The sequence below is a fragment of the Novosphingobium sp. FG90 genome, assembly GCF_057808725.1.
Genome location: NZ_JBMDIO010000028.1, coordinates 14,182 through 30,420, shown reverse-complemented (window position 1 = coordinate 30,420; position 16,239 = coordinate 14,182). Strand labels below are relative to the sequence as shown.

Genomic DNA, 16,239 nt, shown 5'->3' with positions numbered 1-16,239 from the left:
TGGGTGGTCGGGTGGGGGAGAGGGCCGGTGCCGCCAAATCCGCCTGCAGCGGATTTGCAGACGGGCTCTAAAGCCCCAGCAGCTTCGCGCGTCGCCGGACCCACGGTTCGGCGAGCGCGGAGACTGCGCCCAGCGCTTCCAGCCCTTCCGGGTCGCCCTTGTGCTCACCGGCGATGAGCAGGCCGAAGACCCGGCGCACGCTCCAGTCCGGGAACGGCCGGTCGACCAGTTCCAGCGCATCGCCCGCGCCGACCTCGCCATCCTCGATCACCCGGTAGTACCAGCCCGCGCGGCGCGATTTCACGCACCCGGCGTTGACCTTCGCGCCGTCGAAACGGTGGTCGAGCTTCCAGCATGGCTGGCGGCCCTGACTCACTTCGACGAGCGCGGTGCCCATGCGCCAGCGGTCGCCGATGCAGATGGCATCCTCGGTCAGCCCGGCAGTCGCGATATTCTCTCCGAAGGCACCGTAATCGGCGAGCAGCGGATGGTCGCCGATCGCCTCACGCCACCAGTCGTAGTGGTCGTGGGGATAGTGATGAATCGCCTTGTCCGGGCCGCCGTGGACCGAAAGATCGGCCTGACTGTCGCCTTCGAGGCCCAGTCTGTGCACGCGCACCCGGCCCTCCGCAGGCGTCTTGGCGATGGCGCTCGGCTCATCGTGCCCGCGAAACGGAGCGACCTTGCCGCAAAGTACGGAAAGAATGGGGAACGGACTCGTCATGGCGGTGCTTTATTCCTACATGAACGAAACGCGATCAAGCCGCGAAGCCAACCCCGGGGCGGTGGATGCGGGATGAACCGACGGAACGGTCCGTCGCTCACCCAAGTCCATTCAACCTCTATTCAGGGCGTTTATTTCACGACAGTATCGTTAAAGGAATCGAAGGCTGCGCCGGAGTGGGGCGTCAGGATCTCTTCGGGTTCGTGGAGCAAAGATGATGACACACCATTCCGGATCGCAGCTCGGCAGGCTGAAAATGGCCGCTGCCGCCATGCTGCTCATGGCGCTCGCCGCGTGCGCGACGCCGTTCAAGGCCGACGTTTCGCGCTTCGCCACGCAGCTTCCCGCCCCACAGGGCCAGAGCTTTGCCATCGTGGCGGACAATCCCAAGCTCGCAGGCGGGCTTGAATTCAGCCAGTACGCCTCGCTCGTGGGCGATCGCATGGCCAAGCTGGGATACACCCCGGTGGAAGACCCGGCCAAGGCCACGCTGATCGTGCGCTTCGACTACGGCGTCGACAACGGCCGTGAGCGGGTGCGCAGCACCGGCATGGGCGCAGGCGCGTTCGGCCCGTGGGGCGGCTGGGGTCCCTATGGCGGCGGTTTCTACGGCCGCGGGTTCTACGGTCGCGGCTTCGGCTGGGGCGGCCCGTGGCGCTATGGCTGGTATGATCCGTTCTTCGACAACGGCATCCAGTCCTACACCATCTACACCAGCGGCATCGACCTGAAGATCGACCGCGCCGCCGACGGCCAGCGCCTCTTCGAAGGCAAGGCGGAAGCCGTCTCGACCTCCAATCGCCTGCAGTATGTCGTGCCCAATCTGGTGGAAGCGATGTTCACGAATTTCCCCGGGAACTCCGGTGAGACCGTGCGCATTACAGTCGCGCCCGAGAAGAAATAAGCACGCAATCTGACAGGCTCCCCCCTGCGAAGAGTGGGAGACACCGAGGGACGGGTCCGCTGAAATATTGCGGGCCCGTCCTTTTGCTATGGGGCGTCAAGCGCTATCTGGCGCTCCATAGGATTTGTTGATGCATAATTTCATGGCCATCCTCTCGCAGCTGTTCTGGGGCGTCACCATCGGCGCCCTGAGTGCTGCGTTCGAGACGCTTGCCAAGGGCGCGATGATGATCGGCGGGCTTGGCGGCGCGGGCTGGTATGGCCTGAAATGGCGCAAGGCCCGGCGTGAGCGGGACGGGAAGGGCAAGGACTGACGCTTTTGTCCTGGCTCGTTGAATGGATCTTCGAAGGTTTGATCGAAGCAACCGCCGAAGCGATCCACCACCGTTATGGCTGGGTTGGATGCGCCTCGCTGATCCTGTCGCTCGTCGCAGTGATCGGGGCCTTGCTGTGGCGGGGCGGAGTGTTCAGCTCCGCCACCTGAATCAGCTCCCCAGCGCGACTACGCCGCCGGTCGAGCCGAAACCGCCCTCACCCCGCGCCGTTTCATCCAGCTCATCGACGGCCACCCACGAGGCGCGCGTCACCGGCGCCAGCACCAGCTGTGCAACGCGGTCGCCGCGGCGGATGTCGAAGCCTTCCGCGCCGTGGTTGATGAGGATGACCTTGACCTCGCCGCGGTAGTCCGAATCCACCGTCCCCGGCGAATTGGGCACCGAAATGCCGTGCTTGAGGGCAAGACCCGAACGGGGCCGCACCTGAATCTCGTACCCCACCGGGATCGCCACCGAGAGGCCCGTCGCCACCGCATGACGCCCGCCGGACGGGATCGTCACGTCCTCGGCCGAGACCACGTCCATGCCCGCCGCGCCTTCGGTGGCGTAGACGGGCAGGTCCAGCCCCTGCCCATGCGGCAGGACCTTGACCATGACGGGGACTTCATTCGGCGAGTGCATCGGCAATCCTTTCGACGAGGGCGCGCGCGACGTCCCCCTTGGGCATTTCGGGAAGGGAAACCACCTCGTCGGCCATGACGATGTGGACGGTATTGGCGTCGCCGCCCATGACGTCGCCAGAAACGTCGTTGGCGACGATCCAGTCGGCGCCCTTGCGCAGCCGCTTGGCCTGCGCATAGCGGATAACGTCCTGCGTCTCGGCCGCGAAGCCGACGACCAGCGGCGGACGGCGCAGCCCATGGGCCAGACCGGCGAGAATATCGGGGTTCTCGGTCAGTTCGAGCGGGGCGATGGCGCCACCGTCCTTCTTGAGCTTCTGATCGGCCGAGCGCACCACGCGCCAGTCGGCGACGGCGGCGACCATCACCGCAACATCGGCGGGCAGCGCGGCGTCGACGGCAGCGGCCATCTCCAGCGCGCTCTCGACATCGACGCGGTCGACACCCGGCGGGGTCGGCAGGTGGACCGGCCCTGCCACCAGCGTCACCCGCGCCCCCGCCTCGGCGGCGGCTGCGGCAATGGCGAAGCCCTGTTTGCCCGAGGAACGGTTGGCGATGTAGCGCACCGGGTCGATCGGCTCGTGCGTAGGCCCGGCGGTGACGAGGACGTGCTTGCCGAAAAGCCGCAGCGGCTCGTCGGAGAGCGGGATCAGTTCGAGCGCGCCGGGATCAGTGGCGGGCGCCGCCCGGGCACTGCCCTTGACCGCCAGCGGCGAAGTGCTGGCGGGTATGGCACGCGGCCCGCGCGGGATCATCGTGGCGGAAAGGCCGCCCGGCTCGTCACCGACGATACCTTCGGGGCCATGGCCGAGGCAGCGGGCGATGTGCTCCCAGATTTCCGCCGGTTCGGGCAGGCGGCCTGGGCCGTATTCGCCGCAGGCCATCGCGCCCTCGTCGGGCTCCATCACCTCGACGCCGGAATCGCGCAAGGTCTGAACGTTGCGCTGTGTCGCGGCGTGGAGCCACATGCGCACGTTCATCGCCGGGACCGCGAGCACCGGCTTGTCGGTCGCCAGCAGCAGGGTGGTGGCTAGATCGCCTGCCATGCCCGCCGCCATCTTCGCCAGCAGGTCCGCCGTCGCCGGGCAGACGACGACCAGATCGGCCTGGCGGCTGAGCTGGATATGGCCCATCTCGGCCTCGTTCTTGAGGTCCCAGAGCGTCGTGTGGACGGGGTTTTCCGATAGCGCCGCGAGCGTCATCGGAGTGACGAACTTGGCGCCCCCCTCGGTCAGCACGCAAGTCACCGAGCCGCCTTCGCGGCGGATGATGCGCACGAGTTCGCAGGCCTTGTACGCAGCGATGCCGCCGCCCACGATCAGCAGAATGCGCGGTCCGTTCATGACTGGGGCTTCTGCAACAGCGCGGAGGTGGGCGCAATCAGTTTGGCACCGGACCTCTCGCCGCCGCGACCAGTTGCATCAACGCGCGCGGCGCGAAAACCAGCCCCGCGAACATGACCGGGGCGATCATCGCACCCCAGTAGAAGTTGTCCCACCGCCCGACGATCATGAACGCGAGCCCGTAGCCTGCGCAAAGCAGGAACCCCGCCAGCCCCGAGCGGCTACGCCAGCCGAGCCAGCCGAAGGTCATCAGCACCACCGCAGGCCCGGCAAGAAAATGGGGGAGCCAGCGCAGGTTACTCGACTGGACGACATTGACCAGCCAGCCCGCCATGCCGCGCAGGACCAGCCACGAAGGGCCATGCGGATCGCTCGGCAGCACGTCCTTCGCGATGATCGAGAGGTGCCAGGCTAGCCCCGCGAAGAACACCGCGATCAGCGCGATCCACGCCGCGCTTTCGCGCCAGTTGCGGTTCCACAGCGCGAAGGCGGTCATGAGCAGCACGTAAGGCAGGGTCAGTTCTCGGATCGCCAAGGCCAGAGCGGCGCAGAGGAAAGCCGCGATCCAGCGTCCGCCCTGCCCCTCCCTGCCGATCCGGTGGAGGCCGAAGGAAAGCGCGATCAGACCACCGGCCCAGAGTTCGTGGAGCGGGAAATAGTGCCGGTTGAGCTGCAGGGAGGCACCCACGAATACCATAGCGGCACCCAAACGCTGGGTACGGCCCCCATCCTCGCCGTCGAGGCCGAGACGGCGCCACCACACTGCGATGATCGCCAGCATCAGCACCATCGCCGCGGCCATCTGCCCGCGCTCGCCGAGCATCGCATCGATGTATGCCAGCGTCGGCAGCCGCACCGCGATGCCGGGGTTCACCGGATAGTTGCGCGACCTCTGCTCGGGCACGATGAAGTCGTAGTAGTTCTCCCCCTTCTGGATGCGGGCGATGGCGACCTCGTAAAGCGCGAGGTCTTCGTCATAGGGCTTGTCCGGGGTGATCACCGCCTGCCCCTGCGCGTCCACCGGCCCTTCGACCGCGCCCTCCCACGGCGAGCGGTTGCCCGGCTTGTTGGTCGGCGCGATCATCGAGGCGGCCAGCACCAGCGCCAGTAGCGCCAGCACCAGCCGGGCAAGGCCGGGCGAGAGCCGCGCGAAGCGGCCCCGGTCTAGTTCAACAGAGTCCAGTACGTCAGTGCCCACGCCGCCGCGCCCCCAAGGATTGCGGCCAGAGCATAGCCCCCCCAGTGGTTACTTTCGCGTTTACGGCGCTCCCAGATCAGTTCGACTTCCGGCAGCGGGGCCTGTTCCGGCGCGCCGCCCTTGGGCGGGAAGCGGTCCTCGATCCGGCGCACCAGCGCGGGCAGGCGCATCAGCGTTTCGAGGTCTTCGCGCACCCGGTCGACGATCACCGCCTCGGGGCCGAGTTCATCGCGGATCCAGTCCTTCACGAAAGGCGCGGCGACGTCCCACATGTTGATCTCGGGATCGAGCGCGGTGGCCAGACCCTCGACCATCACCATGGTCTTCTGCAGCAGCAGCAGGTGGGGCTGCACCGCCATGTCGAAATCGCGGGTGATCGCGAAGAGTCCGTCGAGCATCTGCCCGACCGAAAGCTCCGACACCGGCTTGCCGCGCATCGGCTCGCCCACGGCACGCAGCGCGGTCGCGAATTCCTCGACCGTGTGATAGCTGGGGACGTACTGCGCCTCGAAGTGGATCTCGGCGACGCGGCGATAATTGCCGGTGGTCAGGCCGTAGAGGATCTCCGCCAGCCACAGACGGGCCTGACGATTGATCCGACCCATGATGCCGAAGTCGATCGCAACGATCGTGGTGTGCTCCGGCGCCCCCTGCACGAACAGGTTACCCTGGTGCATGTCGGCGTGGAAGAACCCGCAGGAAATCGCCTGCGTCAGGAAGGTCAGCACCAGCCTGCGCGCGAGCTTGGGCATGTCGTGCCCCGCCTCGCGCAGCGCCGCGAGGTTGCTCATCTTGATGCCGTCGATCCACTCGACCGTCAGCACCGAGCCGTTGGTGCGGTCCCAGTCGATGTCGGGGACGCGGTAATCCTCAATCCCCTTCATCGCATCGGCGAGTTCGGAGGCCGAAGCGGCTTCGCGGCGAAGATCGAACTCGCGCTGGGTCCAGCGCTTGAGGTTCGCGATCACGGCACGCGGACGCAACCGCGCCGCCTCGTTGCCAAGCGCCTCGAGATGAGCGGCGGCCCATTCATAAGTCTCGACGTCGTGCGCGAACTGCTCGCGGATGCCGGGACGTAGCACCTTGACGGCGACGTAGCGCCCGTCCGGCGTCACCGCGCGGTGGACCTGCGCGATCGAGGCGGCGCCCACTGGGGTCTCCTCGATCGAGGCGAAGATGCGCTCGATCGGGCGGCCGAAGGTGCTCTCGATCTGCGCGCGGATCGCCGCGAAGGGCACGGGCGGCAGGCTGTCCTGCAAGGTCAGCAGGTTGTGCGCGGGGCCTTCGCCGACGAGGTCGGGCCGGGTGGCGAGCGCCTGCCCCAGCTTGATCGCGGCGGGGCCGATCTCCTGGAAGGCGCCGGCATAGTCGGGCTCGGCCGGCTGGCGCGTGCCGAAGCGCGCAATCCGGCACAGGCGCTTGACCGGCGCCGGGGCATTGCGGTCGTTCTCGATCCCGCGCAGCGCCCCATGGCGCGCGAGGACGCGGCCCCACTTGAGGAGACGCGCGATGTGGACGGGGGTGGAAGTCACCGGATCGTCAGACCTTCCAGCCCGAATGGATCGCGACGAGGCCACCGAGGATCGGCTCGACCTTGGTGTGCTTGAACCCGGCCTTGCGGATCATCCCTTCGAATTCCGGCATCGGCGGGAAGCGGCGGATCGATTCGATCAGGTAGCGGTAGGAATCCGCGTCACCCGCGATCATCGAGCCGATCTTGGGGACCAGCTTGTGCGAATAGGCATCATAGACTTCCTTGAAGCCCGGCCACTCGGTGGTCGAGAATTCGAGGCAGAAGAAGCGCCCGCCGAACTTGAGCACGCGGTGCGCCTCGGCCAGCGCCTTGTCGATGTGCGTGACGTTGCGGATGCCGAAGGCGATCGTGTAGGCGTCGAAGAAGTGGGCCGGGAAGCTCAGTTCCTCGGCGTTCTGGCGCGACCATACCAGCGTATCGATGCCGCGTTCCATGGCGCGCTCGATGCCGACGTCGAGCATGTCCTGGTTGATGTCCGAGACGGTGACGACCGCGCCCTCGGCTTCCATGCGAAAGGCGATGTCGCCGGTGCCGCCCGCCATATCGAGGATCTGCTCGCCGGGACGCGGGCGCACGCGGCGCACGAACTTGTCCTTCCACAAGCGGTGCATGCCCACCGACATGGCATCGTTCATCACGTCGTATTTGCGCGCGACGGAGGAGAAGACGGCGCCGACGCGGCTTTCCTTGTCCTCGGCTGCGACGTCTTCATAGCCGAAGGAAACGGTTTCGGGGCCGGCCTGGCCACTGATTTCGCTGCTCATGGCGCAGTCCTCTAAACGGCCGGGCGCGCCTGCGCCACCGCTTTTACCGCAAGGATGTGACGGGATTCGTCATGCACAGGCGCCGCCGCCTGCGGCATTCTTGTCCGCATCCCCTTTCCCGGAGAAACGCGATGGCCGAAATGTCCCTCCAGCCCACCTTCAGCCTCGCGCCCGAGAAGCTGTGGCAGGCGATCAATCCCTGGACCTGGACGTTCGAGGGCTCGCAGGTCGGGCTGGTCAACGTCAACATCGGCGAGACCAAGTACCCCGAGACCGAGCGCGCGATCCTCGATGAAGTCGGCAGTTACGGCCGCCAACTGGGCCGGATCGGCGATGCCCTGGAAGTGCTGATCGCCCATTTCGACACGGCCCGGCTCTCCGAAGCGGAGCGCGACGCACTGACGATCCTCGAAGGCGACCTCGCCAAGATCCGCCGCGTCAAAGCACGCGAACGGAAGAAGGCGCAGTGAACTTGCCAGCCCGGCCCAATGAAAGCACCCTCCCTTCAGGGGAAAACAGGAGGACGAACCAATGACCGACTTCGACCCAAAACCCGCGAGTTCGGCGCCCAAGTCGGGTTTCGACTTCAACCAGCCGACGATCATCAACCTGCTCTATCTCGCATCCTACGTGACTGGAGTGACGGGCATCGTCGGCGTCGTGCTCGCTTATGCCTGGCGCGGGGATGCGAAGGCCGCGTGGGAGGTGTCGCATTACGAATATGCGATCCGCACGTTCTGGCTGTTCTTCCTCGGCATGGTCGTGGGCACGATCCTGACGCTGGTGCTGATCGGCATCCCGATCCTGATCGCGGTGTCGGTTCTGGTGATCGTGCGCTGCGTGATGAGCATCCTCAACGCGCAGAAGCAGGTGCCGATGCCCAATCCGGGCAGCTGGCTGGTTTAGAACGCCCCGTACGCAAGGTACGCCAGACCCGCCAGCTGCACCGCGGCGATGGTGTGAAGCTGAGCGACGAAGGGTTGCTTGCGCGTCTTGTGCCGGAAGGCCCGGCGCCCGGCATAAGCGCCGGGCGTCCCGCCCGCGAGCGCCAGAAGCAGCAGCCGCGCTTCCGGGATACGCCGTTCTCCCTGCCGCGCGCGGGCCTTGTCGATGCCGAAAGCAGCGAAGGCGACGAGGTTGAGCCCCGCCGCCAGCATCCATAGAACCTGCGTCAAATTCAGGCCGGTCACAGGCGGGCGAAGATCGACACCGCAAGGTTGATCCACAAGGCGAGCGTGAACAGCATGCCCAGAACGAAGGCCCCGCCCCGGTGCGCCGGGTTATTGTAGGTCATGTGGATCAGGCTCTGCACCACCCGCGCGGCGACGTAGCCCCAGGCGAAGATCAGTGTCCAGCGTCCCACGACCGCCACCACGAAAGCGGTGAGGCAGGCGGCGTAGAACAGCGTCGGCAGTTCGAACAGGTTGTCATAGTGCCGCACCGCCGCGCGGGCGCTTTCGGGCTCGGGCGGGCCGATGTGCGCGCGGTAGTAGTCGGGATCCATCGACTTGATGATACCGGTGCGGGCGACCGCCATGCGCACGAAAGCCACGAACGTCAGCGCGACCACCACCAGCATCGGCAGGAAAATCAGGGTCGGGTTATGGGACATGCGGCGGCCTCCTTCATGATGGTTCCGCGTAAGGGAGCGGGTATCGCCCGGTCAGTTGCCGGGCGTTGCAGCCGTATCCGGCGCCGCATCCGCAGGCGCAGGCACCGCCGGTTCAGCCTCGTCGTCGGGGAGCGGCCCGCCTTCCGGCCCCAGTTTCTCCCAGTCCTCGTCGGCATCGGTCGGCGGCGGAGGCGGTGCGGAAGCGACGATCGGCTCGGGCGTCAGCCGGGATTTCGGAGTACGGCTGGCGTAATGGTCGGCGCCGTCCTTGCTAAAGGCATAGACCTGCGTGAACGGCACCCGATACTCGGCCGTCCCGTCGGACACGATCACCTCGTTACCGGCGAGGCGTTCGACAGTGCCGATGGCGATCCCGTCGTCATCGACGAGCGGCAATCCGTAGACGAGTTCGGCGCGCGACACGTTGCGCACGGTCACCGCATTCTCGTCAAGCAGGGCGCGCTTGCCCGCCTTGCTCTCGGCGGAGACGGGGGCCTGCGCTTCGGCGAGCGCCGGCGCGGCAGTGAGTGCGGGAGCGAGCGCAAGCGCGCTCAGCAGCAGCAAGGTACGAGGCACGGACATTTCTCCGAACAAGATTCTCAGGAGAAATGCGCATGGAGTGTGCCGGTTGCCAAGGACTACCCGCTGCGGGAGGCCGGAAACATCCGACAGAGGCCGAGAAATAGACGCCAGGACGAAGGGAATGGCGGGAAAATTCCCCCCATCCCCCGATCCAATGCGACTTACTCCGCCGCCACTTCGCCGAACAGGCCGGGCTCGGAACCGTCGTCCACCAGCGGCTCGTCGTTCGCGCGCACCTTCTTGCGCGAGTCGAAGTTGGCCCACACGGTGTTCCAGTCGCCGCGCGTCGCGCCCTTCGAATATTCCGTGGAGCGCGTCTCGAAGAAGTTGGCGTGCTCGACGCCATTGAGCAGCGGCTGCAGCCAGGGCAGCGGGTGATCCTCGATGAGGTAGATCGGCTTCATGCCCAACTGGCCGAGGCGCCAGTCGGCGATGTAGCGGATGTACTTCTTGATATCCTTGGGCGTCATGCCCGGCACCGGACCGAGTTCAAACGCGAGGTCGATGAAGTTGTCCTCGAGACGGATCGTCGTCTGGCACTGGTCGGCGATGTCGTCCTTTACCGCCTTGGTGAGGCAGCCACGCTCTTCGCAGAAGGCGTGGAACAGCTTGATGATGCCTTCGCAGTGCAGCGATTCGTCGCGCACCGACCACGAGACGATCTGGCCCATGCCCTTCATCTTGTTGAAGCGCGGGAAGTTCATCAGCATCGCGAAGCTGGCAAAGAGCTGCACGCCCTCGGTGAAGCCGCCGAACATCGCCAGGGTGCGGGCGATGTCCTCGTCGTTGTCGACGCCGAACTTCTGCAGGTAGTCGTGCTTGTCCTTGAGTTCCGAGTACTCAAGGAACGCGCCGTACTCGCTCTCGGGCATGCCGATGGTGTCGAGCAGGTGCGAATAGGCCGCGATGTGCACCGTCTCCATGTTGGAGAAGGCGGTCAGCATCATCTTGATCTCGGTCGGCTTGAAGACGCGCGCGTACTTCTCATGGTAGCAGTCCTGCACTTCCACGTCGGCCTGCGTGAAGAAGCGGAAAATCTGGGTGAGCAGGTTGCGCTCATGCTCCGAGATGTTCTGCACCCAGTCGCGGCAGTCCTCGCCCAGTGGCACTTCCTCGGGCAGCCAGTGGACCTGCTGCTGGATCTTCCAGTAGTCGTAAGCCCAGGGATATTCGAAGGGCTTGTAGGTCTTGCGGGCTTCGAGAAGGGACATGGGCGGCTCCGGTGGATCGTCTGAAATTGCGTTCGCCCACAACGCTTTCACGCTTGGGCGGAAAGGCCAGAGATAGGCAAGATCGCGCGCAAATCGAGTGCGTGAATCATCTTCCCACAGGAATATGTGGGGGCAAGGAAAAAGTGCAGCCCCAAGGGGTTGTGGGTGTGATTAATTTCGCCGACCTCGCACGAATCCCCGGATTGCGCCGGTCAGAGGACTTCGGCGACGCCTTTCAGGCTCTCGCGCAGCTTGTCGATCGCCTGCGCTTTCAGTTGATGCACGCGCGGGATCGAAACTTGCAAGACCTCGGCGATCTCGGCAAGGTTCAGCTCCTCCACGAAGTAGAGTTGCACGATCAGTTTCAGCCGGTCGGGCAGGTCGGTGATCGCCGCGATCACCGCGCCGCGCATCTCGGCGTCGGCCAGCATCGCGAAGCTGTCGGGGGTTTCCGTGGCGAAAGTCATCGAATGGTCGGAATAGACCTCGTCGATCGGCTCGAAGCGCATCGGACGAGCGGCGTCCTGCAGCGAGACCAGTTCGCCCTCGCCCATGCCCATCGCCTGCGCCAGTTCGTCGGGCCTCGGATCGCGGCCGAGCCAGCCCCGCAACTGCGTCTCCTTGTGGGCCAGCATGCGGCGACGCTCCGACGTCCCGCGCGTGCCCGGCGCGGCGCGGCGCACGAGGTCGACCATCGCCCCCCGCACCCGCATCTTGGCATAGGCGGCAAAGCCGTCCTCGGTCGGCAGATCATGCTTCTGCGCGCATTCGGTGAGGGCGACGAGGCCGACCTGCACCAGATCCTCCAGTTCGATTCCCGGCCGCCCGGTGCCGTGGACATGCCAGGCCTGCCGCTTGACCATCGGCAGGAAGCGCCTGACGCGGTCGGCCACGTCGCCCCGGTATGCGCTACGTGCGGAGAAGGACATCTGGTCGATATTCATGCGGCCATGCTCTCTTCATCGGGGGCGGGAAGGCCCATCGGCTCATGGGGCGGGGCGGCGGCGCCGATCACGTCGATCACTTCGATCGGCTGGGTCGCGGGCAGTTCGGAAATCGAGAGGACGAGGCACCCCGGCGCCCTCAAGCGCAGCAGCGCGGCGAGCGCACGGCGGGCTCTCGGCTGCACCACCAGCGCCAGCGGCAGGGCGTGCGACCCACGCATGTCGCCGAGCGCGACGATGCGCTCGCCGATCATGCGGGCGAGGTCGGGCTCGATCACCGGCTGGCCGGTCGCGGGATCGACCATGCCCTGCACGATCGCGCCCTCCAGCCCGGCGTCGAGCGTCACCACCGGCAGCCGCTGCGTCGGCGAACAGACGCGCCCGACGATCAGCGCGCCGAGGTCCGCGCGCACCAGTTCGACGAGGCGGTCGTGATCCACCGTCTGCTGCACGGCGCGCGAAAGGCTGGCGAAGATCGGCACCAGATGCGCGATCGGGATATAGTCCTCCAGCAGCGCGCGCAGCAGCCGGGTGACGGCGGCGAGGCTCAGCGGTTGCGGCGTCACCGTCTCGACGAGGCCCGCCGAATGCTCCTTGAGCGCCTCGATCAGCGCGCGCACCTGATCGGGGCCGAGCAGGTCCTGTGGCCGCGCCGAAAGCAGCTGGTTGAGGTGGGTGGCGATGACGGTGCCCGGATCGACGGTCAGGAACCCGTCCGCCGTCGCCTGATCACGCGCGGCGGGGTCGATCCACATCGCCGGGCAACCGAAGCTGGGGTCGAAGCAGGACTCGCCGCGCAGGGCGCTGCCGGGGCGGGCTTCTCCGGCATCGATGGCTAGCACCCTCTCCGCCCGCACCATCGCGCCGCCGAGGTTCACCCCGCCCAGCACGATGCGATATTCGTGCGGCGGCATGTCGAGCGCGTCGCGCACGCGGAACTGCGGGACGATGAAGCCGAAGCTCTGGCTCAGCTGCTTGCGCACGCCGGTCACGCGGCTGACCAGCGGGGCGCCGCGCCGCTCGTCCACCAGCTGCACGAGGCCATAGCCCAGTTCGATGGTGACGAGGGTGTGGTCGGAAACGTCCTCCAGCGTGATCCTGGAAGGGTCGGGCGCGGCCTCGGGCAAGTCCTCCACCACCGGTGCGATCAGAGCGCGGTCGGCGCGCTTCTTGAGGCTGTGCCAGAGCCAGAACGCCATCGCCGAGGCGGGTAGGAAGATCGACTGCGGCATCGCCGGGATCACCCCGATCGCGGCCAGCACCACGCCTACCGGGAGCCACGTGCCGGGCGAGGCGAACTGCCCGCCGATCTGTCCGGCAAGGCCCCGGCTGTCGGACACGCGCGTCACGATGATGGCCGCCGCGATCGATAGCAGCAGCGCAGGCACCTGCGCCACCAGCGCGTCGCCGATGGCCAGCGTGATGTAGGTCTGCGCGGCCTGCGATGCGGACAGCCCGTGGCTAATCATACCGAGGCAGAAGCCTGCGACGATGTTGACGCCCAGGATCAGCAGCGCAGCGATGGCGTCGCCCTTCACGAACTTGGAGGAGCCGTCCATCGAGCCGTAGAAGTCGGCCTCGGTCGCCACTTCGCGGCGGCGGGCCTTGGCTTCATCGGCGGTCATCAGCCCGGCGGCGAGGTCCGCGTCGATCGCCATCTGCTTGCCCGGCAGTGCGTCCAGCGTGAAGCGCGCGGAGACTTCGGAGACGCGGCCTGCGCCCTTGGTGACGACCACGAGGTTGATGATCATCAGGATCAGGAACACGAAGATCCCGACCGCGAAGTTGCCGCCGATCAGGAAGGCGCCGAAGCTCTCGATCACCTTGCCCGCCGCCGCCTCGCCCTCGTGCCCGTGGACCAGCACGACGCGGGTGGAGGCGACATTGAGCGCGAGGCGCAGCAGCGTCGCGAACAGCAGGACCGAAGGGAAGGCCGAGAAGTCGAGCGGCTTTTCCGCGTTCATCGCCGCCATCAGCACCGCCACCGACAGCGCGATGTTGAGCACGAACGAGACGTCCAGCACGATCGCCGGAACCGGCACGATCATCAGGCAGATGAGGACGAGAATACCCGCCGGAAGCGCGATCGCCCCCGGATTGCCGATCCGTGCAAGCAGGTTCACAGACCGAGCCTCGCGAGCTTGGCATAGGCGGCGCGGACGTTATCGGGAGCGGACGTGCTGGAGCCTCCGAAAGCGGCGGCAAGCGTCTCGGACATCGGGCGCTGCGGCGCAGCCGTTTGCGGCTGGTTCTGGTGGAACTCACGCGCGAGCGGCCCGGCGTGGGCGTCGAGCCCGGCGGTCTGGTAGCCGATCTGCGGGTTGGCCCAGTCTATCGTCGTGGACGACGTATAGCCCCCCTCCATCGCGCCCTGCACCTTGTCGCGGATCAGCGCCATGACCCCGCCGACCGAGCGCGGCGCGCCGCCCGCAAAGAAGATGCCGCGATTGGCGGCCGCCGCCTTGGGCAGCAGCGCAACAGCACTTTGGGTGGAGTCGGCGGCCAGCGCCTCGAGGAACTTGCCCGCCCCGGCCGAACCGAGGAAATGCGCGAGGTACAGTTCGGAGGCATCCGGCTCGCGCCCCAGCCGGGCGGTGAGGTCGGCGCGGTTGTCGGCGGCGAGGTGGCCCGCCATCAGCGCGGAGACTTCCGGGTCATAGCGCATTGCCATGACCTGCGCGCGGCCGGTCGGCGTGGAGAGTGCGTCGTTGACCCAGCCCATGCCGTGCTCGGCACCGTGGCGGCCCATCGTCGCGGTCCAGGTGCCGGAGGTGAACTGGTAGAGCCCCGCCGCACTGGAGGTGCTGGCGCGGGCTGCGGGGTTGAGGCTGGACTCGATCTTGGCCTGGGCCAGCAGGTAGTCGAAATCGACCCCGGTGGCCTGCGCGGCCCTGGCTATGGCATCGCGCACTTGCGCGCCTGCCGCCGCCAGCGTGCCAAGACCGCTGAGAACCCGTCCGTCACTCAAGATACTGCTCCCGGCTAAAGAGGTTGCCGGGCGGTTTCAGCAAGAGGTGTGCCAGATGGAAAAACGCCCGTCATCCCAGCGAAGGCTGGGACCGCTGGCAATTCTTTAGGCGAGAGCTGGCGTCAGGGCGTCCTGCCGAGGGTTCGGCTGTCCACGGCCAGCGGTCCCAGCTTTCGCTGGGATGACGGGTGTAATCTGGGATGACGGGTGGTTTATCGCCGAGTTTGTGCGCCCTTCAGGCCCGCGCCATAGCCGCGTAGCCCTTGGGAATTCGGTACAGCTGCGGGCTCCCGGTCAGCGCGTTGAGACGCCGCGACACGTTGGCGGCGATGATGTTGCGCACCTGCCGGTTGACCTCATTCAGCCGCCGCGCGGCGTCCAGCATCGAGCGGCATTCCTCGTCCAGTTCAGGCGCGCCGAAAGGGTCGCCAAAGTTCTCCAGCGCCCCGCAAAGGCGGTCCTTGTTGCGCGTGGTCCCGACGATCGCGTCGAGGTCGAGAGCGGCAAGCGCCTGCCGTTCCTCTTCCAGAACGGCAAGCATCTGCCGCAGGCTCTCGCGAAGGTCGGAAGTCATCATCAGTGTCCTGTCCTCAGCAGCATTCCGGCCGCGATCATGGCGTCGGCGATCTTGGCCGGGACCAAGGGATAGTTCCCGGACTCCACCGCCTGACGGATGAGTGCGACGCGGTCGGTGTCGACCGGGGCCTTGCCGGCCGCCAGCGCCTGTGAAGTCTCGATCGACGGGGCCGCCGAGACGGGTGAATTGGTCGTCGCCTTCGCGACGGTCGTGGTCGTGTCACCGCCCGTCACGCGGGCCAATCTGGTCTCTGTGGGCCTGCTTTCGATAGCGCCGACGCGCTGCGCAGACCCCACTTCGATTGGTGGCATGTTGCCGCTCCTTGAGATGTCCTGAACCCCAGAACGGCAAGGGCGGCGGTTTATTAAGACGGCGTCAAAATTACGGCGGCAGAATTTTGCCGGAAAGCGGCAATCTTACGGCAGGGGCACGGAGACCAGCCCCGGTCGCTCGATCCGTGCGCGCATCACGTCACCGCGCGCTACCGTTCCGGAGACCGGGCGGACCTTGATCCATCCGCCCACCGGGCCGGATTCCATCGCCTCGCCGGGCTGGGAGACGGTGAAGCCCTCTCCCGAGACGGCGATCGACACGGCATCGCCGCGCGCAATTGCGATCGGCCCGGCTTGCGCCGCCCCTCCTGCACTGCGGACCGGCACGAAGATGCGCCAGCCGCCCGCATCGCCGCACTGGACTACGACGCTGTCCTGCGCAGGCGTGCGCCACGACAGCGCCATGCCGGTGCGGCAGGGTTGCAGCCGCAGACGGCGATCGACAGGCGTGACGGCGCCCCCTGCCTGCCCGATCTGGGCGCCGGTAAAGGCAACGACCTGCCGGTCTATGGCATCGAGATCGGCGAACTGCGCCGAAACGGTGGCGGCAAGCACCACGAGACTTAGGGACATTCTAAGGAGCGACCTCCAA

General features: G+C 66.7%; 21 protein-coding genes. 5 read left to right on the top strand and 16 right to left on the bottom strand.

Going from position 1 to position 16,239, the window contains the following annotated elements; all coding sequences use genetic code 11:
* Positions 1-67: 67 nt before the first annotated feature.
* Positions 68-724 (bottom strand): MOSC domain-containing protein, encoded by a 657-nt coding sequence (locus ACODRZ_RS20000; RefSeq protein WP_488970344.1) that lies wholly within the window; start codon positions 722-724, stop codon positions 68-70.
* A gap of 217 nt (positions 725-941) precedes the next feature.
* Between ACODRZ_RS20000 and ACODRZ_RS19995 the strand changes: the two genes are divergently transcribed.
* From ACODRZ_RS19995 to ACODRZ_RS19985, 3 genes are all read left to right on the top strand, one after another.
* Entirely contained in the window at positions 942-1,628 is a 687-nt protein-coding gene (locus ACODRZ_RS19995; RefSeq protein WP_488970345.1) for a DUF4136 domain-containing protein, read from the top strand.
* Positions 1,629-1,758: 130 nt separating this feature from the next.
* Positions 1,759-1,941 (top strand): hypothetical protein, encoded by a 183-nt coding sequence (locus ACODRZ_RS19990; protein WP_488970346.1) that lies wholly within the window; start codon positions 1,759-1,761, stop codon positions 1,939-1,941.
* 38 nt (positions 1,942-1,979) lie between these two features.
* A complete protein-coding gene (locus ACODRZ_RS19985; protein WP_488970347.1) occupies positions 1,980-2,111 on the top strand; it encodes a hypothetical protein in 132 nt (43 codons plus the stop codon).
* A gap of 1 nt (position 2,112) precedes the next feature.
* Here ACODRZ_RS19985 and dut read toward each other — a convergent pair whose 3' ends face one another.
* The 5 genes from dut to ACODRZ_RS19960 are packed head-to-tail and all read right to left on the bottom strand — an operon-like array spanning position 2,113 to position 7,421.
* Positions 2,113-2,583, bottom strand: coding sequence for a dUTP diphosphatase (gene dut / locus ACODRZ_RS19980; RefSeq protein ID WP_488970348.1), 471 nt, complete (start codon positions 2,581-2,583; stop codon positions 2,113-2,115).
* Positions 2,567-3,925, bottom strand: a complete 1,359-nt coding sequence (locus ACODRZ_RS19975; RefSeq protein ID WP_488970349.1) for a bifunctional phosphopantothenoylcysteine decarboxylase/phosphopantothenate synthase — start codon at positions 3,923-3,925, stop codon at positions 2,567-2,569. The genes dut and ACODRZ_RS19975 overlap by 17 nt, the downstream gene beginning before the upstream one ends.
* Before the next feature lie 37 nt (positions 3,926-3,962).
* Positions 3,963-5,123: a hypothetical protein gene (locus tag ACODRZ_RS19970; RefSeq protein ID WP_488970350.1), complete on the bottom strand. Its 1,161-nt coding sequence runs from the start codon at positions 5,121-5,123 to the stop codon at positions 3,963-3,965.
* Positions 5,090-6,655 (bottom strand): 2-polyprenylphenol 6-hydroxylase, encoded by a 1,566-nt coding sequence (gene ubiB, locus ACODRZ_RS19965; protein WP_488970351.1) that lies wholly within the window; start codon positions 6,653-6,655, stop codon positions 5,090-5,092. The genes ACODRZ_RS19970 and ubiB overlap by 34 nt, the downstream gene beginning before the upstream one ends.
* Before the next feature lie 7 nt (positions 6,656-6,662).
* Positions 6,663-7,421 carry a class I SAM-dependent methyltransferase gene (locus ACODRZ_RS19960; RefSeq protein ID WP_488970352.1) on the bottom strand — a complete coding sequence of 253 codons (759 nt, stop codon included), beginning with the start codon at positions 7,419-7,421 and terminating at the stop codon, positions 6,663-6,665.
* Positions 7,422-7,552: 131 nt separating this feature from the next.
* On the opposite strand from ACODRZ_RS19960, the gene ACODRZ_RS19955 reads away from it, so the two are divergent.
* Both ACODRZ_RS19955 and ACODRZ_RS19950 read left to right on the top strand, forming a co-directional pair.
* Positions 7,553-7,891, top strand: a complete 339-nt coding sequence (locus ACODRZ_RS19955) for a hypothetical protein (protein WP_488970353.1) — start codon at positions 7,553-7,555, stop codon at positions 7,889-7,891.
* 61 nt (positions 7,892-7,952) lie between these two features.
* The gene (locus ACODRZ_RS19950; protein WP_488970354.1) at positions 7,953-8,327 is read left to right on the top strand and encodes a DUF4870 family protein; all 375 of its coding nucleotides are present in this window, start codon (positions 7,953-7,955) and stop codon (positions 8,325-8,327) included.
* Here the strand turns inward: ACODRZ_RS19950 and ACODRZ_RS19945 are convergent.
* The 10 genes from ACODRZ_RS19945 to ACODRZ_RS19900 form a co-directional block, all read right to left on the bottom strand.
* Positions 8,324-8,578, bottom strand: a complete 255-nt coding sequence (locus tag ACODRZ_RS19945) for a DUF1294 domain-containing protein (RefSeq protein WP_488970387.1) — start codon at positions 8,576-8,578, stop codon at positions 8,324-8,326. The two genes, ACODRZ_RS19950 and ACODRZ_RS19945, sit on opposite strands and share 4 nt — an antisense overlap.
* Before the next feature lie 29 nt (positions 8,579-8,607).
* Positions 8,608-9,033, bottom strand: coding sequence for an MAPEG family protein (locus ACODRZ_RS19940; protein ID WP_008833131.1), 426 nt, complete (start codon positions 9,031-9,033; stop codon positions 8,608-8,610).
* Positions 9,034-9,084: 51 nt separating this feature from the next.
* Positions 9,085-9,609, bottom strand: coding sequence for a hypothetical protein (locus ACODRZ_RS19935; protein ID WP_488970355.1), 525 nt, complete (start codon positions 9,607-9,609; stop codon positions 9,085-9,087).
* 167 nt (positions 9,610-9,776) lie between these two features.
* Positions 9,777-10,826: a ribonucleotide-diphosphate reductase subunit beta gene (locus ACODRZ_RS19930; protein ID WP_271182071.1), complete on the bottom strand. Its 1,050-nt coding sequence runs from the start codon at positions 10,824-10,826 to the stop codon at positions 9,777-9,779.
* Positions 10,827-11,038: 212 nt separating this feature from the next.
* Positions 11,039-11,770 (bottom strand): sigma-70 family RNA polymerase sigma factor, encoded by a 732-nt coding sequence (locus ACODRZ_RS19925; protein ID WP_488970356.1) that lies wholly within the window; start codon positions 11,768-11,770, stop codon positions 11,039-11,041.
* Positions 11,767-13,893, bottom strand: coding sequence for a flagellar biosynthesis protein FlhA (locus ACODRZ_RS19920; RefSeq protein WP_488970357.1), 2,127 nt, complete (start codon positions 13,891-13,893; stop codon positions 11,767-11,769). The genes ACODRZ_RS19925 and ACODRZ_RS19920 overlap by 4 nt, the downstream gene beginning before the upstream one ends.
* A complete protein-coding gene (locus tag ACODRZ_RS19915; protein WP_488970358.1) occupies positions 13,890-14,738 on the bottom strand; it encodes a transglycosylase SLT domain-containing protein in 849 nt (282 codons plus the stop codon). Before ACODRZ_RS19915 ends, ACODRZ_RS19920 begins: the two co-directional genes overlap by 4 nt.
* 235 nt (positions 14,739-14,973) lie before the next feature.
* Positions 14,974-15,312: a flagellar protein FlgN gene (locus ACODRZ_RS19910; RefSeq protein ID WP_488970359.1), complete on the bottom strand. Its 339-nt coding sequence runs from the start codon at positions 15,310-15,312 to the stop codon at positions 14,974-14,976.
* Between the two features lie 2 nt (positions 15,313-15,314).
* Positions 15,315-15,626, bottom strand: coding sequence for a flagellar biosynthesis anti-sigma factor FlgM (flgM, locus tag ACODRZ_RS19905; protein ID WP_488970360.1), 312 nt, complete (start codon positions 15,624-15,626; stop codon positions 15,315-15,317).
* A 105-nt stretch (positions 15,627-15,731) separates the two neighbouring features.
* Complete coding sequence (locus ACODRZ_RS19900) at positions 15,732-16,220, bottom strand: flagella basal body P-ring formation protein FlgA (protein ID WP_488970361.1); 489 nt, start codon at positions 16,218-16,220, stop codon at positions 15,732-15,734.
* Positions 16,221-16,239: the final 19 nt, after the last annotated feature.

What these genes read in the sequence shown, in the direction of transcription:
- ACODRZ_RS20000 (WP_488970344.1), bottom strand. Translation starts at nt 724, where the DNA reads ATGACGAGTCCGTTCCCCATTCTTTCCGTACTTTGCGGCAAGGTCGCT.
- ACODRZ_RS19995 (WP_488970345.1), top strand. Translation starts at nt 942, where the DNA reads ATGACACACCATTCCGGATCGCAGCTCGGCAGGCTGAAAATGGCCGCT.
- ACODRZ_RS19990 (WP_488970346.1), top strand. Translation starts at nt 1,759, where the DNA reads ATGCATAATTTCATGGCCATCCTCTCGCAGCTGTTCTGGGGCGTCACC.
- dut (WP_488970348.1), bottom strand. Translation starts at nt 2,583, where the DNA reads ATGCACTCGCCGAATGAAGTCCCCGTCATGGTCAAGGTCCTGCCGCAT.
- ACODRZ_RS19975 (WP_488970349.1), bottom strand. Translation starts at nt 3,925, where the DNA reads ATGAACGGACCGCGCATTCTGCTGATCGTGGGCGGCGGCATCGCTGCG.
- ACODRZ_RS19960 (WP_488970352.1), bottom strand. Translation starts at nt 7,421, where the DNA reads ATGAGCAGCGAAATCAGTGGCCAGGCCGGCCCCGAAACCGTTTCCTTC.
- ACODRZ_RS19955 (WP_488970353.1), top strand. Translation starts at nt 7,553, where the DNA reads ATGGCCGAAATGTCCCTCCAGCCCACCTTCAGCCTCGCGCCCGAGAAG.
- ACODRZ_RS19950 (WP_488970354.1), top strand. Translation starts at nt 7,953, where the DNA reads ATGACCGACTTCGACCCAAAACCCGCGAGTTCGGCGCCCAAGTCGGGT.
- ACODRZ_RS19945 (WP_488970387.1), bottom strand. Translation starts at nt 8,578, where the DNA reads ATGCTGGCGGCGGGGCTCAACCTCGTCGCCTTCGCTGCTTTCGGCATC.
- ACODRZ_RS19940 (WP_008833131.1), bottom strand. Translation starts at nt 9,033, where the DNA reads ATGTCCCATAACCCGACCCTGATTTTCCTGCCGATGCTGGTGGTGGTC.
- ACODRZ_RS19930 (WP_271182071.1), bottom strand. Translation starts at nt 10,826, where the DNA reads ATGTCCCTTCTCGAAGCCCGCAAGACCTACAAGCCCTTCGAATATCCC.
- ACODRZ_RS19925 (WP_488970356.1), bottom strand. Translation starts at nt 11,770, where the DNA reads ATGAATATCGACCAGATGTCCTTCTCCGCACGTAGCGCATACCGGGGC.
- ACODRZ_RS19910 (WP_488970359.1), bottom strand. Translation starts at nt 15,312, where the DNA reads ATGACTTCCGACCTTCGCGAGAGCCTGCGGCAGATGCTTGCCGTTCTG.
- flgM (WP_488970360.1), bottom strand. Translation starts at nt 15,626, where the DNA reads ATGCCACCAATCGAAGTGGGGTCTGCGCAGCGCGTCGGCGCTATCGAA.
- ACODRZ_RS19900 (WP_488970361.1), bottom strand. Translation starts at nt 16,220, where the DNA reads ATGTCCCTAAGTCTCGTGGTGCTTGCCGCCACCGTTTCGGCGCAGTTC.